The organism is Stenotrophomonas sp. RIT-551 (assembly GCF_026241915.1).
GTDB classification, from domain to species: domain Bacteria; phylum Pseudomonadota; class Gammaproteobacteria; order Xanthomonadales; family Xanthomonadaceae; genus Stenotrophomonas; species Stenotrophomonas bentonitica_A.
On sequence record NZ_JAPJIU010000005.1, the window covers coordinates 67,091 to 90,462 of the forward strand.

Below are 23,372 nucleotides of genomic sequence, written 5' to 3' on the forward strand. Positions count from 1 at the left end.
GCTCCTTGGTAAACGGGTCAGGACGCAAGCGGATACAGACCGAACAGCAGCCCACCGAACATCAGCAGCAGCGAAATGCCGATGGCCCATTTCAGGGTGAACTTCTGGTGATCGGCGAACTCCACCTTGGCCAGGCCGACCAGCAGATAGGTCGAGGGCACCAGCGGGCTGAGCAGATGCACCGGTTGGCCGGCCAGCGAGGCACGCGCCATTTCCACCGGGGTGATGCCGTAGTTGCCGGCCGCCTCGGACAGGATCGGCAGCACGCCGAAATAGAAGGCGTCGTTGGACATGAAGAAGGTGAAGGGCATCGAGGCCAACGCGGTGATCACCGCCAGGTACGGACCCCAGCTGTCGGGAATGACCGCCAGGAAGCTGTGCGACATCGCCTCGACCATGCCGGTGTTGTTGAGGATGCCGGTGAAGATGCCGGCCGCGAAGATCAGCGACACCACCGACAGCACGTTGCCGGCGTGGTTGACCACGCGGCGGCGCTGCTCGGCCAGGTTCGGGTAGTTGATGACCAGGGCGATGGCGAAGCCGACCATGAACAGCACCGGCATCGGCAGCACGCCCATGATCAGTGCGGTCATCAGGGCAAGCGTCAGGGCCAGGTTGACCCACAGCAGCTTCGGCCGCTTGATGTCTTCGGCATCTTCCACGGTCGGCAGGGTGTTGCCATCATCGGAGACGCTGTTGTCCATCCAGCTGCCGCCCTGCGGCAGGGTGACCACGCCCAGGCGGCGGCGCTCCTTCATGCCCAGGTACCAGGCCAGGACCAGCACGCCGGCGCAGGCAATCACCATCGAGGGGATCAGCGGCACGAACACGTCGGCCGGGTCCACGTGCAGCGCGGTGGCGGCACGCGCGGTCGGGCCACCCCACGGGGTGAGGTTCATCACGCCGCCGGCGAGGATGGTCACGCAGGTCATGTTCAACGCGTTCATGCCCAGCCGCTGATACAGCGGAAGCATCGCCGACACGGTGATCATGTAGGTGGTCGAGCCATCGCCGTCGAGCGAGATCAGCATCGCCAGGATGGCGGTGCCGAGCACGATCTTCATCGGGTCGCCCTTGACGAAGCGCAGGATGATCCGCACCAGCGGATCGAACAGCCCGGCATCGATCATCACCCCGAAGTACAGGATGGCGAACATCAACATCACGCCGGTCGGCGCGATCTTCTTGATGCCTTCCAGCATCATGTCGTCGATACCGGCTGCGAAGCCGCCGATCAGCGCGAACAGGATCGGAATGGTGATGAGGGCAACCAGCGGCGAGAGCCGCTTGCTCATGATCAAGTACATGAATGTAATGACCATGCCAAAGCCGAGGATGCTCAGCATCATCTGCATTCTCCAGAAGCAACAGAGGGGAAGGAGGGGATCAGAAGTCGTACTGCAGGCGGCCGGTCACGGCACGGGTGCGGTCCACGGTGGCGTCGGCCAGACGGTCGCGGTTGCGGCTTTCGATCAGGTTGAGCATGAAGCGCAGGTTCGGGCGCATGTACCAGTTGCCGCCCAGCGTCCAGGCTTCGGTCTGGCCGTCGCGCAGGTCGGGCTGGCCGATCAGGTGCTGGTCGCCGCGCATCTGGTCGTAGCGCAGGGCCAGTTCGAACGCGCCGGCCCGGTGCTGGAAATCCTTGACCCGCCCAAAGCGCCCGGTCTTGCGGTCGTACACGCGCGATTCGCCGGTGACGAACCAGCTGACCAGGCCGTAGCCGGCCAGCACCTTGCCGCGCTGGCTGCCATCGTCGAAGGTGGCGCCGCTGAACTCGCCCTGCCAGGACAGCGGCCCGTTCACCTGTGCGTATTCCAGCGACCACTTGTTGACGTCGGTATCGCGCCCGGCCGAGAAATCGACCAGCGTCAGGCGGCTGTTATCGGAGAGGTGGCCGGCCGGGCGCGGGCGGATGCGCAGGGCAGGCACGCCGTCCGTGCCGGGGTTGTCGTAGCGCTCATGGGCCAGCGAGAGGCCCAGGTGCAGCACGTCGCCGGCGGTGGCGCCCGGCGCCCAGGTAGCGCGGCCACCGGCGGCACGGCCTTTGACCTGCCATGCGTCGATGCTCTCCAGGCTGTAGGCGCTGGCCGCCCACGTCATGTCGCCGCGTGCGGCCTGCCAGGACGCGCCGAGGCGATACAGCGGGGCCAGCGTGGTGCCGGCGTTGCCGCGCTCCAGGAAGGAGCCGTAGTTGGAGCTGGTGCGGTCATCCAGCGAGAAGAACTGCTTGAACTGGCCCACGGTCAGCTTGCCCGCTTCGCCGAAGCTGCGGCTGACGAACACGTCCTTGGCCTCGACCCGGTCGCCGGAGAAATCCGCTTCCATCTTGTAGTCGACCACGAAGAACTTGCCGGATACGTCAAGCCACGCGCGGCGGATCTCGGTGTCGTCCTTGTTCGGGGTACCGCGGCGGTCGTTGTGGAAATCGGCGAAATCCAGGTGCAGGCGGCCGCCGAGGCTGGCGGTGACCGGGCGCTCGTCATCACGGTCGTCGGCGGCCCAGGCCGGCGCGGCCAACAACAGCGTGCAGGCAGCCGGCAGACAGCAGCGCAATGCGTTCAGTTCCATGGACCCTCCCAGGTGCCGGATGTTCGGTGGTGACGCGAGGGCGCAGCCTAGTGCCGGGATGCTGTCATCCACCTGTCAGTCATTGCTGCAGCGCAGCGAAGCGCACGGAGGCGGCCGCACGCGCTAGCATTCCCGCACCTTTCCCGATCCCGACCGATGCGCATCCTGCTGGTGGAAGACAACCCGGACCTGGCCGACGCGATCGTCCGCCGCATGCGCCGCAGTGGGCATGCCGTGGACTGGCAGAGCGACGGGCTGGCCGCGGCGAGCGTGCTGCGCTACCAGAGCTTCGATCTGGTCGTGCTCGATATCGGCCTGCCCAAGCTGGACGGTCTGCGCGTGCTGGCCGGCATGCGCGAGCGCGGCGACAGCACGCCGGTGCTGATGCTCACCGCGCGTGACGGGATCGAAGATCGCGTGCAGGCGCTGGATGTCGGCGCGGATGATTACCTCGGCAAACCGTTCGATTTCCGCGAGTTCGAGGCGCGCTGCCGCGTGCTGCTGCGCCGCACCCGCGGGCAGGCCAGCGAGGTGGTGCAGATTGGTGGCTTCCAGTTCGACAACGCCGCGCACCGGGTCAGCCTGGAGGGCCAGCCGATCGAGCTGCCCAACCGCGAGTACCGCCTGCTTGAGATCCTGATGGGGCGGCTGGGGCAGGTGGTGGGCAAGGACGAGATCGGCAACGGCCTGTTCGGCTTCGATGACGAGGCCGGCCCGAACGCGATCGAACTCTACGTCGGTCGCCTGCGGCGCAAGCTGGCCGATGCACCGCTGCGCATCGTCACCGTACGCGGCAGCGGCTATCTGCTCGAAGCACACGACGCCACGCCCGATGGCAGCCGTCCCGATGGCGGGTGATGCCCGCGCGCCGAGCTCGATCCGGCGCACGCTGTGGCTCTATCTCGGCGGCTTGATGGCGCTGTTCGCCGTGGCGCTGTTCTTCGGTGCACGCGACTATGGCCAGCGCGCCGCCAATCGTTCCTACGATCACCTGCTGGTGTCCTCGGCACTGTCGATCATCGATTCGGTGGCGCTGGTGGAGGCGCAGTGGCAGGTCGATCTGCCCTACGCCGCGCTCGACCTGCTGGCGATGGCGCCGGAAGACCGCGTGTTCTATCGCGTCTCCGATGCACGCAACCAGACCGTGACCGGCTACGACGACCTGCCGGCACCGCCGCGCCCGCCGACCGATCGTCCGCAGTTGTTCGATGCGCCGTACAGCGGCGAGACCGTGCGCTTCGTCGTGGTGTCGCGGCGGGTCTCCTCCCCGTCCGCGCAGGCGGAAGTCCGTGTGCAGGTCGGGCAGACCCGGCGCGCACGCGAGGCGCTGGCCCAGGACATGGTGACCCGCGCCCTGGTCGCGATCGTGGTGCTCTCGCTGTTGTCGCTGGCCCTGGTCGCGCTCGGCGTGCACCGGGCGCTGCGGCCGCTGGTGCGGGTCGAACGCGAGCTGTCCCGGCGCGAGCCCTCCGATCTGCGGCCACTGGATGCGGCCACGCCGCAGGAGATGGACCAGATGGTCGGTGCGCTGAACCGCTTCATGGGGCGGCTGTCGACCAGCAATGAAACCCTGCGCGCGTTCATGGCCGAGGCCGCGCACCAGATGCGTACGCCGCTGGCTGCGCTGCGCGCGCAGGCGCAGCTGGCACTGGATGATGATGATCCGGAGGACATGCGCCGCAGCCTGCAGGCGATCGAGCGCAACGCCACCCACATGAGCCGCCTGCTCAACCAGCTGCTCAGCGATGCCAGCGTGATCCATCGCGCGAACCTGCAGCGGTTCGCGCCGGTGGACCTGGCCGAGACCGTGCACCAGGCCCTGCATGAGGCGCTCCCGCAGGCATTGCCCGCACCCCGCGTGCAGTTGGCGGTGACCCGCGAGCCGGCCTGGGTCAACGGCGATGCACTGCTGCTGCGCGAAGCGATCAAGAACCTGATCGACAACGCGCTCAAGTACGGTGGGGACGGCGCGTTGCAGCTCGCGTTGACCACCGATGACACCCACTGCGTACTGACCATCGCCGATCACGGCCCGGGCATCGCGCCGGCCGATGCGGAGCGGGTCTTCGAGCGTTTCGCGCGTGGCGAAGGTGCGGCCGCCGGTGGCGCCGGGCTCGGGCTGGCGATCGTCAAGCGCGTGGTTGACAGCCATGGCGGCCATATCGATCTGTCCAACCGGGTGGGCGGCGGCCTGATCGCCACGATCCGGCTGCCGAGGAGGCACGCATGAAGGTTCTGTCTGGTCTGTGGTTGATGCTGGTGGCTTTCACTGCAGCGGCCGACCCCGGCGACGTGCAGCGCTTTCCCGCGCAGGGCACGCCCACCGCGCAGCTGCGCATCCATGGCTCGACCGACATCGAGGTGTTCGCCACGGTGATCGCCGACTACCAGCGGCTGCATCCGGGGACGGAGGTGATCTACGAAGACATCATCACCCAGGATATCTACAGCCGTTACCTGCACGTGCCGGGGCCTGGTGCGGCACCGGATCTGCTCATCAGCAGCGGCATGGACCTGCAGACCAAGCTCGTCAACGATGGACACGCGCTGCCGCACCGCTCGGCGCAGACCGATGCTTTGCCCTCCTGGGCGCAGTGGCGGCACGAGGCGTTCGGGATCAGCTACGAGCCGGTGGTCATGGTCTACAACACCCGCCGCCTGGCGGCGAACCGGGTGCCGCGCACGCGCCGGCAACTGCTCGATCTGCTGCACGCTGCCGATGCACCGTTGAAAGGGCGGGTGGGCACGTACGATATCGAGCGCAGCAACGTGGGTTACCTCATGGCCACCCAGGACAGCCAGCGCGGCAGCATTGCCGGCGCGCTGCTGGGTGCACTGGGCGACAACGCGGTGCAGTTGGAGGAACGGACCGGCGTGCTGCTGGACCGGGTCAGCCGGGGCGAACTGGCGCTTGTCTACAACGTGCTGGGGTCGTATGCACGCGCACGGATCGAGGCCGGCGCGCCGTTGGCCATCGTCGAGCCGGAGGACTACACCCTGGTGGTGCTGCGTACGGCGGTCATACCGCGCAGCAGCCGGCATCCCGAGGAAGCGGGCCGATTCCTGGATTACCTGCTGTCTCCGCGCGGGCAGCAGGTCCTCTCACGGGAGGCACGCCTGACCTCGATCCTGCCCGCGGCTACTACTGGCGGCGGGCCATCCAGCAACCTTCGCCCGATCCAGCTCGGCCCCGGCCTGCTGGTGTATCTGGACGCACTCAAGCGTCGCCAGTTCCTGGAAGCCTGGCGCGCCAGCGTGCTGCCCGCAGGCAGTGACAGCACGCCGCGCGAAGATCAGAACACGCCCAGCAACCAGGCAGCCCCCAACAGAAGCAGAGAGAAGCCCCACATCCACCCCAGCGAGTAGCGGATGTGGCGCCCGATGTCCGCTCCGGCCAGCCCCAGCGCCAGCCATAGCGCCGGTGAGAACGGGCTGATGAAGGTCCCCACGATGTTCCCGATGGTCAGCGCATACACGCTGTGTGCGGGGTCCACGCCGAGCGGCGTAGTGATCTCCAGTACCACCGGCAGCAGTCCGAAATAGTAGGCATCGGTACTGAGCAGCAGTTCCATCGGCAAGCCGACCACGCCGAGCAGCACATGCAGCCATGGCAGCATGGAATCGGGAAGCACATGGGCCAGGTCCGCCGCGATGGAGCGCAGCATCCCGCTGCCGTCCATCACCCCCAGGAACGAGCCCGCGGCCAGGATGATCGCACCCATCTTCAGCGCCGCCGGCGCATGCGCGGCGATCGCCTCCATCTGCTGCGCGGGGCGCCGGTAGTTGATCAGCAGGGCCAGCGCCAGGCCGATCATGAAGATGTAGGCCGAGGGCAACAGACTACCGACCAGCGCACCCAGGACCGCGACGAACAGCAGCGCGTTCAGCCCCGCATGGCGCACGGGCACCGGCGCCGCTGCGCGGGGCAGCGGCGCAGCGGTCCCGGCAGGCGCCAGGTCGCCACCGCTGGCGGCAAGGCGGGCAGCACGCCCGCGTTCGCGCAGCCCCAGCACGGCCGCCATCGCCAGCAGCAACACCGCACCGACCACCTGCACCGGCAGCAGCGGCTGCCACAGCACGCCGACGTCGATGCCGGTCACGGCGGCAGCGCGCCCGAGCGGACCCGCCCACGGAAGCATGTTGAAGATGCCTGCACCGGTCGCCAGCAGGAGCAGCATCAGGTACGGACTCATGTGCAGGCGCCGGTACAGCGGCAGCAGCGCCGGCACGGTGAGCAGGAAGGTGGTGGCACCGGCACCGTCCAGATGCGCCACCATCCCCAGCAGTGCGGTCATCATGGCGACCGCGACGACATTGCCCGCAGTCATCCGCACCAGCCCGTCAACCAGGGGGCGGAACAGCCCCGCATCCTGCAGCACCCCGAAGAAGGTGATCGCGAACATGAACATCGCAGCGATCGGGGCGACCCGCCTCAGGCCGTCATTGAAGTAGCCAGCAAGCGCATCCGTGCCGGTTCCGACAATCAGCGCAGCCACCAGCGGGACCAACACGAGGGCGATGATGGCCGTCGTTCGCCCGGTGATCAGCAGAGCCACCAGTGCAGCAATGGTCAATAGCCCGATGAGTGTCAGCATGCAGCCTCCAGTACAAGGAAATGTCGATCCGACCCTGTCACCGGTGAGCTGTCATCCAGCTGTCAGCGGCCGAATGCGACAGTGCGCCGGGTGGCATGCCACACTTCGTGCATGAGTGACATCACCGTCCTGGTCGCCGATGACCACCCGCTGCTCCGCGCTGCGGTCGTGCATTCCCTGCGTCAGGCGCTGCCCCAGGTCCACGTGATCGAAGTGGCCAGTGCCGCCACGCTGGAAAGCGCGCTCGATCAGCACGCCGAAATCGAACTGGTCCTGCTCGACCTGACCATGCCCGGTGCGCGCGGATTCTCCTCGCTGCTGCACGTACGCGGTGCGCATCCGGACATACCGGTGGTGATCGTGTCCTCCAACGACCACCCGCGCGTGATCCGGCGGGCGCAGCAGTTCGGCGCGGCGGGGTTCATTCCCAAATCAGCGCCGGCCGAAACGCTCGGCCAGGCGGTGGCGGCGGTGCTCGATGGCGGCGTGTGGTTCCCGGCGATGGCGGCAGAGCGGTCCGAATCCGATGCGCTGCTGGCCACGCGGCTGGCGCAACTGACCCCGCAGCAGTTCCGGGTGCTGTTGTGCCTGGCCGACGGCCTGCTCAACAAGCAGATCGCCTATGAACTGGGCTTGGCCGAAAATACGGTCAAGGTGCACGTGACCGCGATCCTGAAGAAGCTCGAGTGCCACAGCCGCACGCAGGCGGCGGTGCTGGTGAAGGCGCTGGAGCCGGAAGGGGACGCAGGCGCCGGCATCTAGCGCGTGGCATCACCGCGATGGCGCAGCAGCACCTGCGTCATCAGCGCGCGCAAGGCCGGCGGACGCACCGGTTTGGACAGAAATCCCCACCCGTTTTCGGCCGCCTGCGCGCGCAGTGCATCGTCGCGTTCGGCCGTGACCAGGATCACCGGGGGCCGCGCCTGCCATTGCACGCACAGCGCCTCGTAAAGATCGGGGCCATGGAACTCGCCCATGCGCACATCGAGCAGCAGCAGCTGCGGCACCGTGGCGGGCGCGGCCAGGTCCAGCGCGGCCTGCGGGCCATCGGCCAGTTCCACCGCACAGCCCCAGCGTTCCAACAGCGCGCGGGTGGCGGCGCAGACCCGCGGATCATCATCGATGCTCCAGACCCGGCAATGGCGTAGCGGGCTGTCATCGCCGGTGTCCACCACCGGGGCAGCCGCGGGCGCCGATGCGGGCACCACGTCTGCCGCCTCGCCCATGGGCAGGCTTACCGAAAACACACTGCCACGCCCCAGCGTCGAGCGCAGGCGGATCGGGTGGCCGAGCAGGCGGCCGATGCGCTCCACGATCGCCAGGCCCAGCCCGGCCCCGCGTTCCTGGTCCACGCCATCGTCCAGCCGCCGGAACTCTTCGAAGATCTCGCCCTGCAGGCTGTCGGGAATGCCCGGCCCCTGGTCATGCACTTCGATGCGCAGCTGGGCACCGTCGCGGCGGCAGCCGATCAGTACCCGGCCCCGCGGGGTGTAGCGCAGCGCATTGGACAGGAAGTTCTGCAGGATCCGGCGCAGCAACGCCTCGTCGCTGACCACCACCGCCCGCGTATCCACCCAGCGCAGCTGCAGGCCGCGGCTTTCGGCAGCCAGGCCGAACTCGCGCGCCAGCGTTTCCAGCAGCGGCGACAGCGCGAAGGCGCGCACATGGGTCTGCAGCGCCCCCGATTCCAGCCGCGAGATATCGAGCAGGCTGTTGAGGATGGCGTCCTGCGCCGCGAGCGCGGCATCCACGTGCTCGCTGAGCTCGCGCGCGTCGCCCTGCAGCTTGCCGCGCAGCACCGAAACGAACATCCGCGCGGCGTTCAGCGGCTGCAGCAGATCGTGTACGGCCGAGGCCACGAAGCGCGACTTGTAGCGGTTGGCCCGTTCGGCTTCGCGGCGCGCTTCATCCAGATCCCGGGTGCGCTCGGCGACGCGGTGCTCCAGCGCATCGGCGAGCGAGCGCAGTTCGCGCGCGGTGTTCTTGTAGGCGGTGATGTCGGCGTAGCTGGTGACGAAGCCACCGTCGGGCAGCGGGTTGCCGCGGATCTCCAGCACCGTGCCGTCGTCTTTCTCGCTCTCGCGCATGTGCGGGCGCCCGCTGCGCAGATGGTTCAACCGGCGTTCGATGGCTTCATCGATCGGCCCGGGGCCAAGCAGGCCACGGCGCGCGTTGTAGCGGAAGATCTCCTCGATCGGGCGTCCGACCCGGATCAGCCCGGTCGGAAAGCGGAACAGCTCCAGGTAGCGCGCGTTCCACGCCACCAGCTTCTGCTCGTTGTCGATCACCACCACGCCCTGTGGCAGGTGGGCCAGGCTGCGGCTGAGACCGCTGTCGGCCTGCTGCGCGGCCTGCAGCACGCCGTCCTGGGCGGTGCGCAGCTCCTGTGCATGCTGCTTGAGCACGCTTTCCAGCTCGCGCCGGCTGCGCTGGCGGTGCGCGGCCAGGCGTCGGCGCTGCTGCACGAACAGGCCCAGGAAACACAGCGCCAACCAGATCCCGCCAGCAGCCAGCGCGGCGCTGCGGCCGACGGCCGTGCTGGCGCTGGCGTCATGCAGCAGGTGCAGCTTCCACTGCGGTTCGTTCAGGGCCAGGGTCTGCCACAGCACCGGCCGTGGCAGGGCGGGCTGCTCCACACGCACCATGCGCCCGCCATCGGCGAGCACCTCCGCGGTGCGGGCCTGCAGCGGCTGCAGCGAGCGGTCTGCGTACTGGCGGGTTGCCAGCATCTCGCTGCGCTCCTGCGGGCCGAGCGGGCGCAGCAGGCGGTAACGCCAGGCATCGCCGTTGGCCAGGAACACCACGTCATGCGCGTCGGTGGCCAGCACGATGTCCGGGCTCTGCAGCCATTCCTGTTCGAGTGCGCGCAGCTCGATCTTGATCGCCACCACGCCCAGCACGGTGCCGCGATCGTCGTAGATCGCCTGCGAGAGGAAGTAGCCCGGCACGGCCGTGGTCATGCCGATGCCGTAGAAATGCCCGCTGCCGCGCGCCATCGCCTGCTGGTAGTAGGGGCGGTAGCTGTAGTCCTCGCCGACATTGCTGGTCGGCTGGTCCCAGTTGCTGGCGGCCACGGCGATGCCGTGCCGGTCAATCAGGGTCAGGGTCGAGGCACGGGTGACGCTGTTGGCCTGGGCCAGCTTGAGGTTCAGCCGCTGCCGCTCGGCGGCGGTGAGCGGATGGGACACCGCCTGGTGCAGGTCCGGGTCCAGCGCCAGCACCTGCGGCAGCGTGCCGAAGCGATCGATGCGCTGCTGCAGGGTCTGCGCATACAGGCCGAGCTGACGCCGCACCTGCAGGCTTTCGTCATCCAGCGCCCGCTGTTGCGCATAGCGCCCGGCCAGCAGCGCACACAGCGCCGTGCCGCCGAGCATCAGGACGATGAGCAGCCACCAGGGGCGATAGCGGGAGACGCGGTACATGGCGCCAGTCTAGGCAGGGCAGGGCGGACGCGCGTCAACGCGTCCGCCGGGCGGGCTCAGAAATGCATCTGCGCGCGCAGTTCGAAGATCTCCGGCTGGCTGCGCACGCCGCGACGGCTGGCGTCGACCTTGACGTAGTTCGCCTGGAACTTGAAGTGCGAGGTCAGGTACCAGTTGGCGCCGAGGGTCCAATCGTGCTGGCGGCCGCCGAACACGTCGGCATCGTCCAGATCGATGCGGCTGTAGCGGGTGACCAGCTCGACCGCGCCGTAGCCGTGGGCCGGCTTGACGTTGGCCACCGCGCCGGCGCTGTACGGGCGCGATTCGCTGGTCAGGATCCAGCTCGCCATCGCGTACTGGCCGCTGCCGGTGTAATCCGGCTTGCCGTCACGGCTGACCGTGGTCTGCAGCGCTTCGCCCTGCAGCGAGAACGGGCCGCGGATCCAGATGCCTTCCAGCCCGGTGCGCACGATCTTGTCGGCGGTGGTCAGGGCACCGGAGTCGACCAGGCGGATGTCGGTCAGGCCGGCTTCCGGGCGCGCGCGCAGGCGGGCGCTGGCCGGGTGCGAGACATCGCGGCCATCGCGGTAGCCGCGCGGGTTTTCCTGCGAATAGGCCAGGCCCAGGTGGACCACGTCGCCTGCGGCCTTGACCGGGGTCCACACGCCGCGCACGGCCTGGGTGGTGCCGGGGTTGTCGCCCTGCAGGTCCTTGCCGCCGTAGGCGCCAGCCTGCAGCAGGTACTGCGGGCGCTCCAGCACCCATTCGGCACCGGTGCGGCGGCCTTCGTAGAACGCCTGCACGGGCAGGGCGGTTTCCAGGAAGCTGCCGGCGCGCGAGGAGGTGCCGGCGTCCAGGCCGACCGGGGTCTTCATGTAGCCGAAGCGGAAGCGGCCGATGTCGCTGCCGAAGAAGGCCTTGCTCTCGAAGCGGACGAACACGTCCAGCCAGGTGTCGGCCTGGAAGTCGTAATAGACCATGGCGTCGTACACGCCCTTCTTCTTCAGGGTCGCGCCGAATTCCTTGCGGCGCACGGCGTCGGCGTCTTCGATGCCGCTGCCGCCGGAGAAGTCGTTGAGGTCATAGGCGATGTTGGCAGTCGCTGCCAGCTCGGTACCGTCACTGAAAGTGGTCTTGGTCGGCCAGTTGTCCCAGTCGGCCGCGGTGGCGGCGAGCGGGGCGGTGGTCAGGGCCAGGGCGATGAACAGGGGCGTAGGGCGCATGGGCGGTAGCTGCTTGAATAAGGGTGGGGCAGAACAACAACGGCCGCGGACGGCAAATCTGTGGGTGCGTCCCCCTTGATCCGCTGCCGGGCCACCCGCCGCCGTGGGGGCGCGGTGCCGGGGCAGTGTAGGCAGTCCGGCCAGCTGAACCGGGGGGCTAGTACCAATAGGTTATCTGCGTTGGCGAGATGCGGGCGTAAAAAGGCCACGCCAGATGCCGCCCAGCGCGGCCGGCATCCTTCGTGACACTGCCGGAGCTTTCCCATGCACGTTCCCACCACCGCCCCGCTGGCGGCCAAGCCGCTGCCGTTCTACCGCCAACTGTATTTCCAGGTGGTGGTGGCGATCGTCCTCGGTGCCATCCTCGGCCATTACGAGCCGGCCTTCGCCGAATCGCTCAAGCCGCTGGGCGACGCCTTCATCAAGCTGGTGAAGATGATCATCGCCCCGGTGATCTTCCTGACCATCGTCACCGGCATCGCCGGCATGACCCACCTGCGCACTGTGGGCCGGGTGTTCGCCAAATCGATGGCCTACTTCCTGTTCTTCTCCACGCTGGCCCTGGTGGTCGGCATGGTGGTGGCGCACGTGGTGCAGCCGGGCGCGGGGATGAACATCAACCCGGCCGACCTGGACCAGACCGCGGTCAACGGCTATGTGCAGAAATCCCATGAGCTGACCCTGGTCGGCTTCGCGATGGACATCATCCCGGCCACCCTGGTCAGTGCCTTCGTCGAGGGCAACATCCTGCAGGTGCTGTTCGTGGCGGTGCTGTTCGGCATCGCGCTGGCCCTGACCGGCGAGAAGGGCCGCCCGGTGCTGACCTTCCTGGAGGCGCTGACCGCGCCGGTGTTCCGCCTGGTCCACATCCTGATGAAGGCCGCCCCGATCGGCGCGTTCGGCGCGATCGCCTTCACCATCGGCAAGTACGGGGTCGGCTCGCTGGTCAACCTGGCCTGGCTGGTCGGCTCGTTCTACCTGACCGCCTTCCTGTTCGTGGCGGTGATCCTGGGCGTGGTCTGCCGCCTGTGCGGGTTCTCGGTGTTCAAGCTGGCCCGTTACCTCAAGGCCGAGCTGCTGCTGGTGCTGGGCACCTCATCCTCGGAATCGGCGCTGCCCTCGCTGATGGAGAAGATGGAAAAGGCTGGCTGCAGCAAGTCCGTGGTGGGCCTAGTGGTCCCGACCGGTTACTCGTTCAACCTGGACGGCACCAACATCTACATGACCCTGGCGGCGCTGTTCATCGCCCAGGCCACCAACACCGAGCTGACCCTGGGCCACCAGATCGCCCTGCTGCTGGTGGCGATGCTCAGCTCCAAGGGCGCCGCCGGCGTCACCGGCGCCGGCTTCATCACCCTGGCCGCCACCCTGGCCGTGGTGCCGGAAGTGCCGGTGGCCGGCATGGCGCTGATCCTGGGCGTGGACCGCTTCATGAGCGAATGCCGCTCGCTGACCAACTTCATCGGCAATGCCGTGGCCACGGTGGTGGTCTCGCGCTGGGAAAACGCGCTGGATCGTGACCGCCTGGCGATGGTGCTCGATGGCCGTGAAGCCGAGCTGCCGCCGCTGGTGGTCGATGACCTGCCGGCGACGCTCCCGGCCCCGGCGCATTGAGCCCGATGAGCTGATTGTGTGGTGCATGGTCGTGCCGTTCCTGCCGGGGCGGCACGGCCATGTTTTGTTTTGAAGGCCCGGTGCGCGCTGCTGGATTATGTGCGGTTGCAGCATGACCGCGACAGCGTAGCGACAGGTCCGTCCACGCCAACGGGGGTATGATCCCCTGTTCCTCTCGCCCATTCATCTGCAGAAAGCGATGTCCAACGAAGATTTCAAACAGGCAGCCCTCGACTATCACCGGCTCTCGCCGCCCGGCAAGATCAAGGTCACCGCGACCAAGCCGATGTTGACCCAGCGCGATCTGTCGTTGGCGTACTCCCCGGGCGTGGCACACGCCTGCGAGGCGATCATGGCCGACCCGCAGCAGGCCAGCGAGCTCACCGCGCGCGGCAACCTGGTCGCCGTGATCTCCAATGGCACCGCCGTGCTGGGCCTGGGCAACATCGGCCCGCTGGCCGGCAAGCCGGTCATGGAAGGCAAGGGCGTGCTGTTCCAGAAGTTCGCCGGCATCGATGTGTTCGACATCGAGATCGATGAAAACGACCCGGACAAGCTGGTCGACATCATCGCCTCGCTGGAACCGACCTTCGGTGGCATCAACCTGGAAGACATCAAGGCACCGGAGTGCTTCATCGTCGAGCGCAAGCTGCGCGAGCGCATGAACATCCCGGTGTTCCACGACGATCAGCACGGCACTGCGATCATCGTCGGTGCGGCCGTGCTCAACGCCATGCTGGTGACCGGCAAGAAGATCGAAGAGGTGAAGCTGGCCACCACCGGCATGGGTGCGGCGGGCATCTCCTGCGTCAACATGCTGGTCTCGCTGGGCCTGAAGAAAGAGAACATCCTCGCCTTCGACCGCGACGGCGTGATCCACACCGGCCGCAGCGATCTGGACCCGGAGAAGGCGCGTTACGCGCGTGATACCGACAAGCGCACGCTGGCCGAGATCGTCGATGGGGCGGACATCTTCCTGGGCCTGTCGGCCCCGGGCATCCTGACCGCGGACATGGTCAAGACCATGGCCAAGGATCCGGTGATCTTCGCGCTGGCCAACCCGACCCCGGAAATCATGCCGGAAGTGGCCCGTTCGGTGCGCCCGGACGCGCTGATCGGCACCGGTCGTTCGGATTACCCGAACCAGATCAACAACGTGCTGTGCTTCCCGTACCTGTTCCGTGGTGCGCTGGACGTCGGCGCGACCGCGATCAACGAGGAAATGAAGATCGCCTGCGTGCACGCGATCGCCGCGATGGCACGCCGCGAGGCCAGCGACCTGGGCTCGGCCTATGGCGATGAGACCCCGAGCTTCGGCCGTGACTACCTGATTCCGCGTCCGTTCGACCGTCGCCTGCTGGTGGAGCTGTCGGCCGCCGTGGCCCAGGCCGCGATGGATTCGGGCGTGGCCACCCGTCCGGTCGCCGACATGGGCGCCTACCGCGAGAAGCTGGCCCAGTTCGTTTACCGCACCAGCCTGATGATGAAGCCGGTCTACGACCGCGCCCGCTCGGACAAGCAGCGCGTGGTGTACGCCGAAGGCGAAGAAGAAGTGGTGCTGCGCGCGGTGCAGAACGTGGTCGATGAAGGCCTGGCGCAGCCGATCCTGATCGGCCGCCCGGACGTGATCGAATCGCGTATCGAGCGCCTGGGCCTGCGCATGAAGGCCGGTGTCGACTTCGACATCACCAACATCAACGACGACCCGCGCTTTAACGATTACTGGCAGTACTACCACAACCTCACCGGCCGCCGCGGTGTGACCGTGGCCGCGGCCAAGAACCTGATGCGCTCGCGCCCGACCCTGATCGCGGCCGTGATGGTGGCGCGCGGCGAAGCCGACGCGATGCTGACCGGCGTGGTCGGCCGCTTCCACAAGAAGCTGGGCTACGTGCGCAGCGTGCTGCCGCTGGAAGCCAAGGTGACCTCCACCTCGGCGATGACCGGCGTGATCAACCAGCAGGGCGTGTTCTTCTTCGTGGATACCCACGTCCAGGAAGACCCGACCGCCGAGCAGATCACCGAAGCCACGCTGCAGGCGGCGTACCGCATGAAGCTGTTCGGCATCGAGCCGAAGGTGGCGTTGCTGTCGCACTCCAACTTCGGCAGCCACGATTCCAGGGACGCGCTGAAGATGCGTGCGGTCCGCGAGATGCTGCTCAAGCGCAACCCGCGCTTGAACGTGGATGGCGAAATGCAGGGCGACACTGCATGGGATGAAGCCCTGCGCCAGAAGCTGCTGCCCAACAGCACGCTGAAGGGCCGCGCCAACCTGTTCGTGCTGCCCAACCTGGAAGCGGCCAACATCGCCTACAACCTGGTGCGCGTGTTCACCGACGGCGTGGCGATCGGCCCGATCCTGATGGGCGTGGCCAAGCCGGTGCACATCCTGACCACCAGCGCGACCTCGCGCCGCGTGCTCAACATGACCGCGATCGCGGCCGTGGATGCGCAGATCCGGAAACAACTGGAGGCGGAAAAGAACGGCGCGTAATCCGCCGGTCTTTTTGACCCCCAGCTGCCAGAACGCGCCCTTCGGGGCGCGTTCTCGTTTCAGGCATCGAAACCGGTGGCTCTGCCACACGCGCGCCGCACAGACGTCACCGCCCTGCAACCTCCCAGGCGCCCAATAGCACCACGCGGCCCGGCCGTGGTGGCGCTCCGGTGGGGGCGCCGCCACCCTGGGCCCGACCATATCCTCCACGGCCAGCCACGGGAACGGTGTCATGCGCGATCCACGCACGAAGCGGTATTTCCAGCAGTTGTTCGCGCTGTACGCCGGGTTGGTGGGCGCGCGCTGAAGACGGCACCGGTAGTGCCGGCCGCTGGCCGGCGCCCCGCAGACGCCGATCGGGCACTTGGAGCAATCAGCGTGCCCGCACGTACTGTTCCCACAACGCCGGCAACGCCACGCCGCTGAGCGTTTCCCACAACGCCGGCGTGTAGCGCCCCTCGCGCAGGGCGCCATCAAGCGCCTTCACCAGCCCGGGATGCTGCGCCTCGCTCCAGGCGAGAAACGCGCCGGTCACCCGGTAGCCGGTATCGAAGTTGTGCTCCGGCTTGACCTGCGTGGGCAACGCCCAGCCGGCCCCGGCATTGTCCTTGCCGTAGCGGTCGCGGGCGTAATCGGCGATGCCTTCCACCAGCCAGCCCGGCACGCGCGCGTTGGCGTACTCCGGGTAGCCCTGCACGATGTGCATGGCCTCATGGGTAACCAGGTCGATGTCGCCCGGGTGCTTGGCCAGCCAGGCCGGGTTGATCGTGATCGTCGCCGCCTGCGCCTTCTCACCGACAAAGGCGATGCCGTCGTAACCGGGGTCGATCACGATGCCGACCTGCGTCGGCGCGGCAGGATGGAAATCGGCGCGCTCGCGCAGGTAGGCGCCGAAAAACGTCTCGATGATGCGCTCGCGCACCGGCGCGGCCAGCGCATCGCTGGGGTCGCGGTAGTGCAGGGTCACATCCTCGCGGGTCTGTGTGGTCTCGAACGCGTGGGCATCGGCCAGCCCGGCGCCGACCAGCAGGGCGGCCAACAGGCAACGGGAGATCGGCATGCGGGGCCTCATCGGGTGGTGGCCGGGGCGAGCAGTTCGACTTCGGCCAGCTGCAGGCGGCCGGGTGCCGCAATGCGCAGGCGGTACTCGGCATAGCGGCCCGGCTGGGCGATGCGGAACGGACGGGTCTGCATGGCCCAGGCGAAGGCTTCGCCCCGGCGCTGGTCGACCTGCACCCAGCGGCCCCCGGTGGTGCGTGCCTCCAGCGTCCATTCGCCGCCGCGGATCGGGCCATTACCGCTGGTCAGGGTGTACATCGAGGGTGTACCCGCGGCGACGTTGCTGAAGGTGATCGTGCTGGAGCCGCCCAGCGGCAGCGCCGTGGCCGCGTCGTCATCGATAAGCGCCGTGGCCGCCCGCCCGTCGCCGAGCTGGGCGGTGGCGCCGCTGCCAAGCAGGTCGTGCAGCAGGGCCGGCTGCTGGCCGCGCGCGGTGAGCGAGCGCGGTGCATCATCCGGGCCGGTGCCCCAGCGCGAAGGTTCCGGGCCCATGACGAAGTCCAGCGTGGCGCCCTTGGCGAGCAGCTCGTGCGGCAGCCAGGTCCTGGTCCACGGCGTGCCGTTCACCTTCAACGACTGCACGTAGATGTTGGTGGCCGAGTTCTCCGGCGCGTTGACGGTCAGCACCGCGCCGCCCTGCAGCTCGACACGGGCGTGGCGGAACAGCGGCGAACCGATCACGTACTCCGGCGCGCCCATGCGCAGCGGATAGATGCCCAGCGACGCGAACAGGTACCACGCCGAGGTCTCGCCGTTGTCCTCATCGCCCGGGTAGCCCTGGCCGATCTCACTGCCCAGGTACAGGCGCGACAGGATCTCGCGCACATGCTGCTGGGTCTTCCACGGCTGCCCGGCATACAGGTACATCCACGGGATGTGGTGCGCCGGCTGGTTGCTGTGCGCGTACATGCCCATGCGCACATCGCGCGCCTCGGTCATTTCATGGATGGTACCGCCGTAGGAACCGGAAAACGCGGCATCGGCGGTTTCCGGGGTGGCGAAGAACGTGTCCAGCTTGGCCGCCAGCTGCTCGCGGCCACCGTACAGCGCGGCCAGCCCTTCGCCGTCGTGCGCGGCGGTGAAGGCGAAGGTCCAGCCGTTGGATTCGGTGTAGTCATGGCCCCACACGCGCGGGTCGTAGTCCTTGGCATCCAGCCGCCAGCTGCCATCCGGTTTGCGCCCCTGGAAGAAGCCCGCGGCCGGATCGAACAGCGTGGCGTAGGTGCCAGCGCGGTGACGGAAATAATCGGCTTCAGTGGCATAGCGTTCGCGGGCGGCCGGTGTATCGGCCTGTCTGGCCAGCGCCTCTGCCATGTTGGCCACGCCGAAATCGTTGAGCGCGCCTTCCATCGTCCACGACATGCCTTCATGCACATCGGCAGTGGCGTAGCCGCGGAAGGTGGAACGGTCCATGCCCTTGCGCCCGACATGGCGGTCCGGCGGAACCACGGTCGCATTCTTCAGCGCGGCGGCATAGGCCTCCTGCGCGTCGAAACCGCCGATCCCCTTCAGCCATGCATCGGCGAAAGCCACGTCCGAACTGGTGCCCACCATCAGGTCGGCATAGCCGGGCGAGGACCAGCGGGCGACCCAGCCGCCGGCGCGGTACTGCTCCAGGAAGCCCTGCACCAGCGCACCGGCATCGTCCTTGGTGAACAGCGCATACGCCGGCCAGGTGGTGCGGAAGGTGTCCCAGAAGCCGTTGTTGACGTAGACCTTGCCGTCGCGCACCGGCGCGAAGCTGCGCGTGGCGCTGCCGTCGGTGTTCTCATCCGAGGCACTGGCCTGGCTGGCGTAGCGCCAGTCAGGTGCCGCCGCGGTACCGGCGTTCTCGTGCCCGGAGTTGGGATAGAGGTAAAGGCGGTACAGATTGGAATACAGCGTGGTCTTCTGGTCGTCGGTGGCGTCGCCCACGTCGAAGCGGCCCAGGCGCTGGTCCCAGGCATCCTGCGCGCGTGCGGCCACGCGGTCGACATCGTCAGCGGCCGACAGCTCCAGCGCGAGGTTGTGGCGCGCCTGCTCGACCGAGATCAGTGAGGTGGCGATGCGCATCGAGACGCGGCGGTCGGCACCGGCATCGAACTTGATGTAGCCGGTCGGGCGGCCGGTCTCCACGGTGCCGCTGCTGCGCCACGGCCGGTCGAAGCTGGCCACCACGTACATGCGGGTGGCGCCGGTGGACAGGCCGCTGCGGGTGTCGGTGTAGCCGGAGAGCGTCTGGGTCGCCGCATCCAGGGTCAGCCCGCCGCGGGCATCGACATTGTCGAACAGCAGGTTGGCATCGCCCCCTTCCGGGAACGCGAAGCGGAACACCGCGGCGTGGTCGGTTGGCGCGATCGATGCCGCGATGCCGTTGTCGAAGCGCACGTCGTAGCGGTACGGACGGGCCTGTTCGTTCTCGCGCGAGAAGGTGAGCGCGCGCTTGCTGCGATCGGCGTCGGGCACTCCGCGCGTGGCCGACGGCATCACCTGGAAGGTCTGGCGGTCGCCCATCCAGGGGCTGGGCTGGTGGCTCAGTGCCAGCGCCTGCAGGCGCGGCCGGTTGGCCGCGTCGTTCTGTTCGTTCCAGCGGTACAGCCAGGTCAGCGAGCCGGCATCGGTCACCGGCGTCCAGAAGTTGAAGCCATGCGGCACGGCGGTGGCCGGGAAATTGTTGCCGCGCGAGAAGGTGCCGTTGGCCTGCGTGCCGCGGGTGGTCAGCACCCAGTCCGAGGGACGCTGCGGCGTGCTGCGCGGCTGCGCCTGCAGGCGGACGTCGTCGATCCAACCGGCGACTGGGGCGCCCTCGGCGCTGGCCACCTCCAGCTCCAGTGCGACCACGCGCCGCCCGCGCAGGGCAGGGGTGTCGCCCAGGCGCACGGCTTTGCGCGCCCACTGCTGCGGGTACAGCGTCTTCGAATCGCCCTGCGCACGCGCGCCCAGCGCCACGCCATGGTGATCGCGCGCGGCACTGGCCGAAACGCGCGTGCCGTCGTCCAGGACCAGGTCAAGCGAGACGTAGGTCGAGGCCACGGTGTCCTTGCCGACGATCTCGGGCAGCACCAGCCAGGACAGGGTGGTGTCGGCGTCGATGGTCAGATCGGTGTTGAAGAGCGGGCGGCGCGCCTGGCCGCCGGTGCTGGCGTAATGCAGCGCATGCAGGCCGGTGTACCCGACGCCGGGCTTGGCCGCGTAGGGCGCGGCGGGGCCATTGCCGATCCGGACCTGCAGGGCACCGTCGCCGGCCGCCGCGGCCGGGGCTGGCTGGCCCGGCTCGAACGAGGTCTGCAGGCCCTGCGCGGCTGCCGGCAACGCGATGGATGCGCAGGCCAGGGCCAGGGCGAGGGGAAGGGCGCGGCGGGCGGGGCGCAGGTCGGACAGGGTCATGCAAGGGTCTCCCGGGAAGGGCAGGCGGCAGGCAGGACCCGCATCGATGGCCACGGCGGACGGCGTCGCCCCAGCCATCGGCAGACGGCAGGTAAAGAGGCGATGCATGTCCGGTGGGGGCGGGCAGGCGATCGGGTCGATGATCGGTACCGGTCGATCCTGCATCACCGCAACTGGCCCTGACAAGTGAAATTAGTTCGATCTAAATCCGGCAAATCCGTTTCATATCGAATTGTTGACAATCAATTTGGATCGATTTAAAAGGACCGATGATGCGTCGCCGGGCCACCCGCGGCGGCGCCAGGCACGCGCAGGGCGCCTGCGGCCTGACGCGGCCACCAGATGCTAGAATCCACGGTCTCGCAACCCCCTTTGTGTGTCCACGCCATGAGCCATACCGCCACTGCGCCCGCCAACGCCGAGAAGCGTTACACCGTGCACCGCAGCGACCTGCCGCTGAGCTGCCCGACGCCGGAAATGGCGCTGTGGAACTCGCACCCGCGCGTGTACCTGCCGATCGAAGACGAGCCCAACTGCGAGGCCGCGTGCCCGTACTGCGGCGCCGTGTTCGTGCTCGCCGACTGATCCGCGGACCACACTGTGCGCCGACTGACCGTGGTGCAGCTGCTGCCGGCGCTGCACTCCGGCGGGGTCGAACGCTCCACCCTTGAGATCGCCTCCGCCCTGGTTGCCGCCGGCCACCGGGCCATCGTCGTGTCCGCCGGTGGGCGCCTGGTCGAGCCGCTGCTGGCCAGTGGCGCCGAACACCTGACCCTGGATATCGGCCGCAAATCGCTGCTGACGCTGCGTCACGTGCTGACCCTGCGCAATCTCTTCAATGAGGTGGGCGCGGACATCGTGCACGCGCGCTCGCGGCTGCCGGCGTGGCTGGGCCTGTACGCGGTGCGCAATCTGCCGGCGGCGACCCGCCCACATTGGGTCACCACCGTGCACGGCCTCAATTCCCCGGGCCGCTACAGCGCGGTGATGACCAGCGGCGAGCGCGTGATCTGCGTGTCCAACAGCGTGCGCGAGTTCGTGCAGACGCATTACCCCAGTGTCCCGGCCGAGCGGCTGCAGGTGATCCCCCGCGGTGTCGATGTCGCGCAGTTCCCGCGCGTGGGCCGCCAGGACAGGCGCGCGCGCCTGGCCGTGGCCGGGCAGCATCCGGCGCTGGCCGGCGATGCGCCGCTGCTGTTGCTGCCGGGCCGCGGCACCCGCCTGAAAGGGCATCGCCACGCCCTGACCCTGCTGGCCGGGCTGCATGCTGCCGGCGTGCCGGCCAGACTGTGGATGCCGGGCACGCGCGAGCCGGGCCGCGAATCCTATGTCGCCGAACTGGACGCCCAGGCACGCAGCCTGGGTGTGTTCGATGCGGTGCTGATGACCGCGCCGACCTCGCGCATCGCGCAGGCCTATGCGGCCAGCGATCTGGTGCTTCAGCTCTCGGACAAGGCCGAAGCGTTCGGCCGCACCGTGGTCGAAGCGCTGTCGGTGGGGCGCCCCGTGCTGGGCTGGAACCACGGCGGCGTGGGCGAGTTGTTGACTCAGCTGCAACCCTCCGGCGCGGTACCCTTGGGCGACGCCGATGCGCTGTTGGCGCGCGCGCAGCAGCTGTTGCTGCAGCCGCCGGCCTTGCCGTCGCGGATCCCGTTTACCTTGCAGGCGATGCAGCGTGACACGCTCCAGCTCTATGCCTCCCTCGTCGGCTGAGACGACCCTCGTGCCCGGGTCGCCGGCCTCCCGCGCTGGCCGCTGGGCGCCGTGGTGGGTCATCGCGTTCGTTGCGCTGTGGCCGTTGCCGGGCATCGCCGAAGGCGTGCTGGTGCTCGGCGCGCTGTATGCGGCAGTGCGCATGGTGCAGCTGCGGCTGCAGGGCAATCAGCGGCTGCTCAGCAGCCCGGCGTGGGCGCTGACCAGCATCCTGTTCCTGGGCTATTGGCTGCCACAGGCAGTGTCCGCCTTCGATGCGATCGACCCCGGCACCGCGTGGCGCAAAACCGCCGCCGGCCTGCGCTACCTGCCCTTCATGTGGCTGGTGGCGATAGCCGTGGCCACCCCGCAGCGGCGCGCGCTGACCCTGGGCGGCCTGGCCGCGATCACCGGCCTGTGGACCGCCGATGCATTGGCCCAGGCCCTCCTCGGCAGCAGTCCGTTGTTCTGGTCGATGGACCAGCTCAAGTGGGCCGTCAGTGGTCACGGCCTGTGCTCGCCTGAAGAGATGGCGCTGGTGGACCGGCTCAGCGGGGTGCTCGGCCCCTGCAATCTCAAGTTCGGCCAGGTGCTGGCCAGCCTCTCGCCGTTCCTGCTGTTCGCTGCCTCCCGCCGCGCCGGCATTCTCGGCTGGTCGCTGGCGGCGGCTGCGGTGGGGGTGGTGCTGGTGCTGGCCGGTTCGCGCGCGGCCTGGCTGACCTATGCGCTGGTGCTGGTGTTCTCCGGCTGGCGCCTGATCGGCGTGCGCGGGCTGCTGGCCTGCGTCGCCTTCGGTGCGGTGGCAGCGGTCGTCCTGACCGTGACCGTGCCCCAGGTCGGTGACCGCGTTGCGCGTACCGCCATGGCCTGGGAGGGTGAGAGCGATGGCGTCAACCAAGCCCTGTCCGGCCGCGCGCAGATCTGGGCGGCAGCTGCCTGCATGATCGAAGCGCACCCCATCAACGGCGTCGGCGCGCGCGGCTTCCGCGACGCCTACCCGGCCTGCAACCCGGACCCTGCCGCCCAGGAAGTCTGGGGCGCGGGTCCGGCACTGCACGCGCACCAGATCGTGCTCGAGATCCTGTCTGAAACCGGCATCCTCGGCCTGCTGCTGTGGCTGGCGGCGGTCGCACAGGCGTGGCGCGCGTGGCGCTTCGCGCCGGCCCAGGCCCGTGAGCGCGCACGCCCGGCGATGCTGGCGCTGGCGGTGACCGTGTTCCCGCTCAACACGCATCTGGCGTTCTATTCCACCTTCTGGGGGGGCCTCACGCTGTTGTTGGCCGCGCTGTATGCCGGCAGTCTGTTGGCACGCGAGGACGGGTAGGGCCACGCCATGCGT

General features: G+C 68.4%; 16 protein-coding genes. 9 read left to right on the forward strand and 7 right to left on the reverse strand.

Going from position 1 to position 23,372, the window contains the following annotated elements:
- Positions 1-17: 17 nt before the first annotated feature.
- Complete coding sequence (locus tag ORK51_RS08190) at positions 18-1,346, reverse strand: CitMHS family transporter (protein ID WP_046273531.1); 1,329 nt, start codon at positions 1,344-1,346, stop codon at positions 18-20.
- Between the two features lie 40 nt (positions 1,347-1,386).
- Positions 1,387-2,568, reverse strand: coding sequence for an OprO/OprP family phosphate-selective porin (locus ORK51_RS08195; RefSeq protein WP_070425889.1), 1,182 nt, complete (start codon positions 2,566-2,568; stop codon positions 1,387-1,389).
- Between the two features lie 156 nt (positions 2,569-2,724).
- Between ORK51_RS08195 and ORK51_RS08200 the strand changes: the two genes are divergently transcribed.
- The 3 genes from ORK51_RS08200 to ORK51_RS08210 are packed head-to-tail and all read left to right on the forward strand — an operon-like array spanning position 2,725 to position 5,934.
- Positions 2,725-3,426, forward strand: a complete 702-nt coding sequence (locus ORK51_RS08200; RefSeq protein ID WP_261997271.1) for a response regulator transcription factor — start codon at positions 2,725-2,727, stop codon at positions 3,424-3,426.
- Positions 3,416-4,798: a sensor histidine kinase gene (locus tag ORK51_RS08205; RefSeq protein WP_156785803.1), complete on the forward strand. Its 1,383-nt coding sequence runs from the start codon at positions 3,416-3,418 to the stop codon at positions 4,796-4,798. Before ORK51_RS08200 ends, ORK51_RS08205 begins: the two co-directional genes overlap by 11 nt.
- The gene (locus ORK51_RS08210) at positions 4,795-5,934 is read left to right on the forward strand and encodes an ABC transporter substrate-binding protein (RefSeq protein ID WP_019183781.1); all 1,140 of its coding nucleotides are present in this window, start codon (positions 4,795-4,797) and stop codon (positions 5,932-5,934) included. Before ORK51_RS08205 ends, ORK51_RS08210 begins: the two co-directional genes overlap by 4 nt.
- Here the strand turns inward: ORK51_RS08210 and ORK51_RS08215 are convergent.
- Entirely contained in the window at positions 5,862-7,163 is a 1,302-nt protein-coding gene (locus ORK51_RS08215) for a CitMHS family transporter (RefSeq protein WP_070425886.1), read from the reverse strand. The genes ORK51_RS08210 and ORK51_RS08215 overlap by 73 nt on opposite strands.
- 111 nt (positions 7,164-7,274) lie before the next feature.
- Here ORK51_RS08215 and ORK51_RS08220 point away from each other — a divergent pair, with 111 nt between their 5' ends.
- Positions 7,275-7,925, forward strand: a complete 651-nt coding sequence (locus tag ORK51_RS08220; protein WP_070425885.1) for a LuxR C-terminal-related transcriptional regulator — start codon at positions 7,275-7,277, stop codon at positions 7,923-7,925.
- Here the strand turns inward: ORK51_RS08220 and ORK51_RS08225 are convergent.
- Together ORK51_RS08225 and ORK51_RS08230 are read right to left on the reverse strand one after the other, a co-directional pair.
- The gene (locus tag ORK51_RS08225) at positions 7,922-10,585 is read right to left on the reverse strand and encodes a hybrid sensor histidine kinase/response regulator (protein ID WP_266084708.1); all 2,664 of its coding nucleotides are present in this window, start codon (positions 10,583-10,585) and stop codon (positions 7,922-7,924) included. The genes ORK51_RS08220 and ORK51_RS08225 overlap by 4 nt on opposite strands.
- Positions 10,586-10,641: 56 nt before the next feature.
- Positions 10,642-11,808, reverse strand: a complete 1,167-nt coding sequence (locus tag ORK51_RS08230) for an OprO/OprP family phosphate-selective porin (RefSeq protein ID WP_266084709.1) — start codon at positions 11,806-11,808, stop codon at positions 10,642-10,644.
- Positions 11,809-12,072: 264 nt separating this feature from the next.
- On the opposite strand from ORK51_RS08230, the gene ORK51_RS08235 reads away from it, so the two are divergent.
- Together ORK51_RS08235 and ORK51_RS08240 are read left to right on the forward strand one after the other, a co-directional pair.
- Complete coding sequence (locus tag ORK51_RS08235; RefSeq protein WP_070425883.1) at positions 12,073-13,422, forward strand: dicarboxylate/amino acid:cation symporter; 1,350 nt, start codon at positions 12,073-12,075, stop codon at positions 13,420-13,422.
- 199 nt (positions 13,423-13,621) lie between these two features.
- A complete protein-coding gene (locus tag ORK51_RS08240; protein WP_019183787.1) occupies positions 13,622-15,916 on the forward strand; it encodes an NADP-dependent malic enzyme in 2,295 nt (764 codons plus the stop codon).
- 373 nt (positions 15,917-16,289) lie between these two features.
- On the opposite strand, the gene ORK51_RS08245 is transcribed toward ORK51_RS08240, so the two are convergent.
- A complete protein-coding gene (locus ORK51_RS08245) occupies positions 16,290-16,976 on the reverse strand; it encodes a basic secretory protein-like protein (protein ID WP_266084710.1) in 687 nt (228 codons plus the stop codon).
- An 8-nt stretch (positions 16,977-16,984) separates the two neighbouring features.
- Positions 16,985-20,341 (reverse strand): GH92 family glycosyl hydrolase, encoded by a 3,357-nt coding sequence (locus tag ORK51_RS08250; protein ID WP_266084711.1) that lies wholly within the window; start codon positions 20,339-20,341, stop codon positions 16,985-16,987.
- A 387-nt stretch (positions 20,342-20,728) separates the two neighbouring features.
- On the opposite strand from ORK51_RS08250, the gene ORK51_RS08255 reads away from it, so the two are divergent.
- Genes ORK51_RS08255 through ORK51_RS08265 form a run of 3 tightly spaced genes read left to right on the forward strand, consistent with a single transcriptional unit; the run spans position 20,729 to position 23,357 of the window.
- Entirely contained in the window at positions 20,729-20,926 is a 198-nt protein-coding gene (locus tag ORK51_RS08255; RefSeq protein ID WP_019183790.1) for a zinc-finger domain-containing protein, read from the forward strand.
- A gap of 15 nt (positions 20,927-20,941) precedes the next feature.
- Positions 20,942-22,054 (forward strand): glycosyltransferase, encoded by a 1,113-nt coding sequence (locus tag ORK51_RS08260; protein WP_070425880.1) that lies wholly within the window; start codon positions 20,942-20,944, stop codon positions 22,052-22,054.
- The gene (locus tag ORK51_RS08265) at positions 22,035-23,357 is read left to right on the forward strand and encodes an O-antigen ligase family protein (protein WP_266084712.1); all 1,323 of its coding nucleotides are present in this window, start codon (positions 22,035-22,037) and stop codon (positions 23,355-23,357) included. Before ORK51_RS08260 ends, ORK51_RS08265 begins: the two co-directional genes overlap by 20 nt.
- Positions 23,358-23,372: the final 15 nt, after the last annotated feature.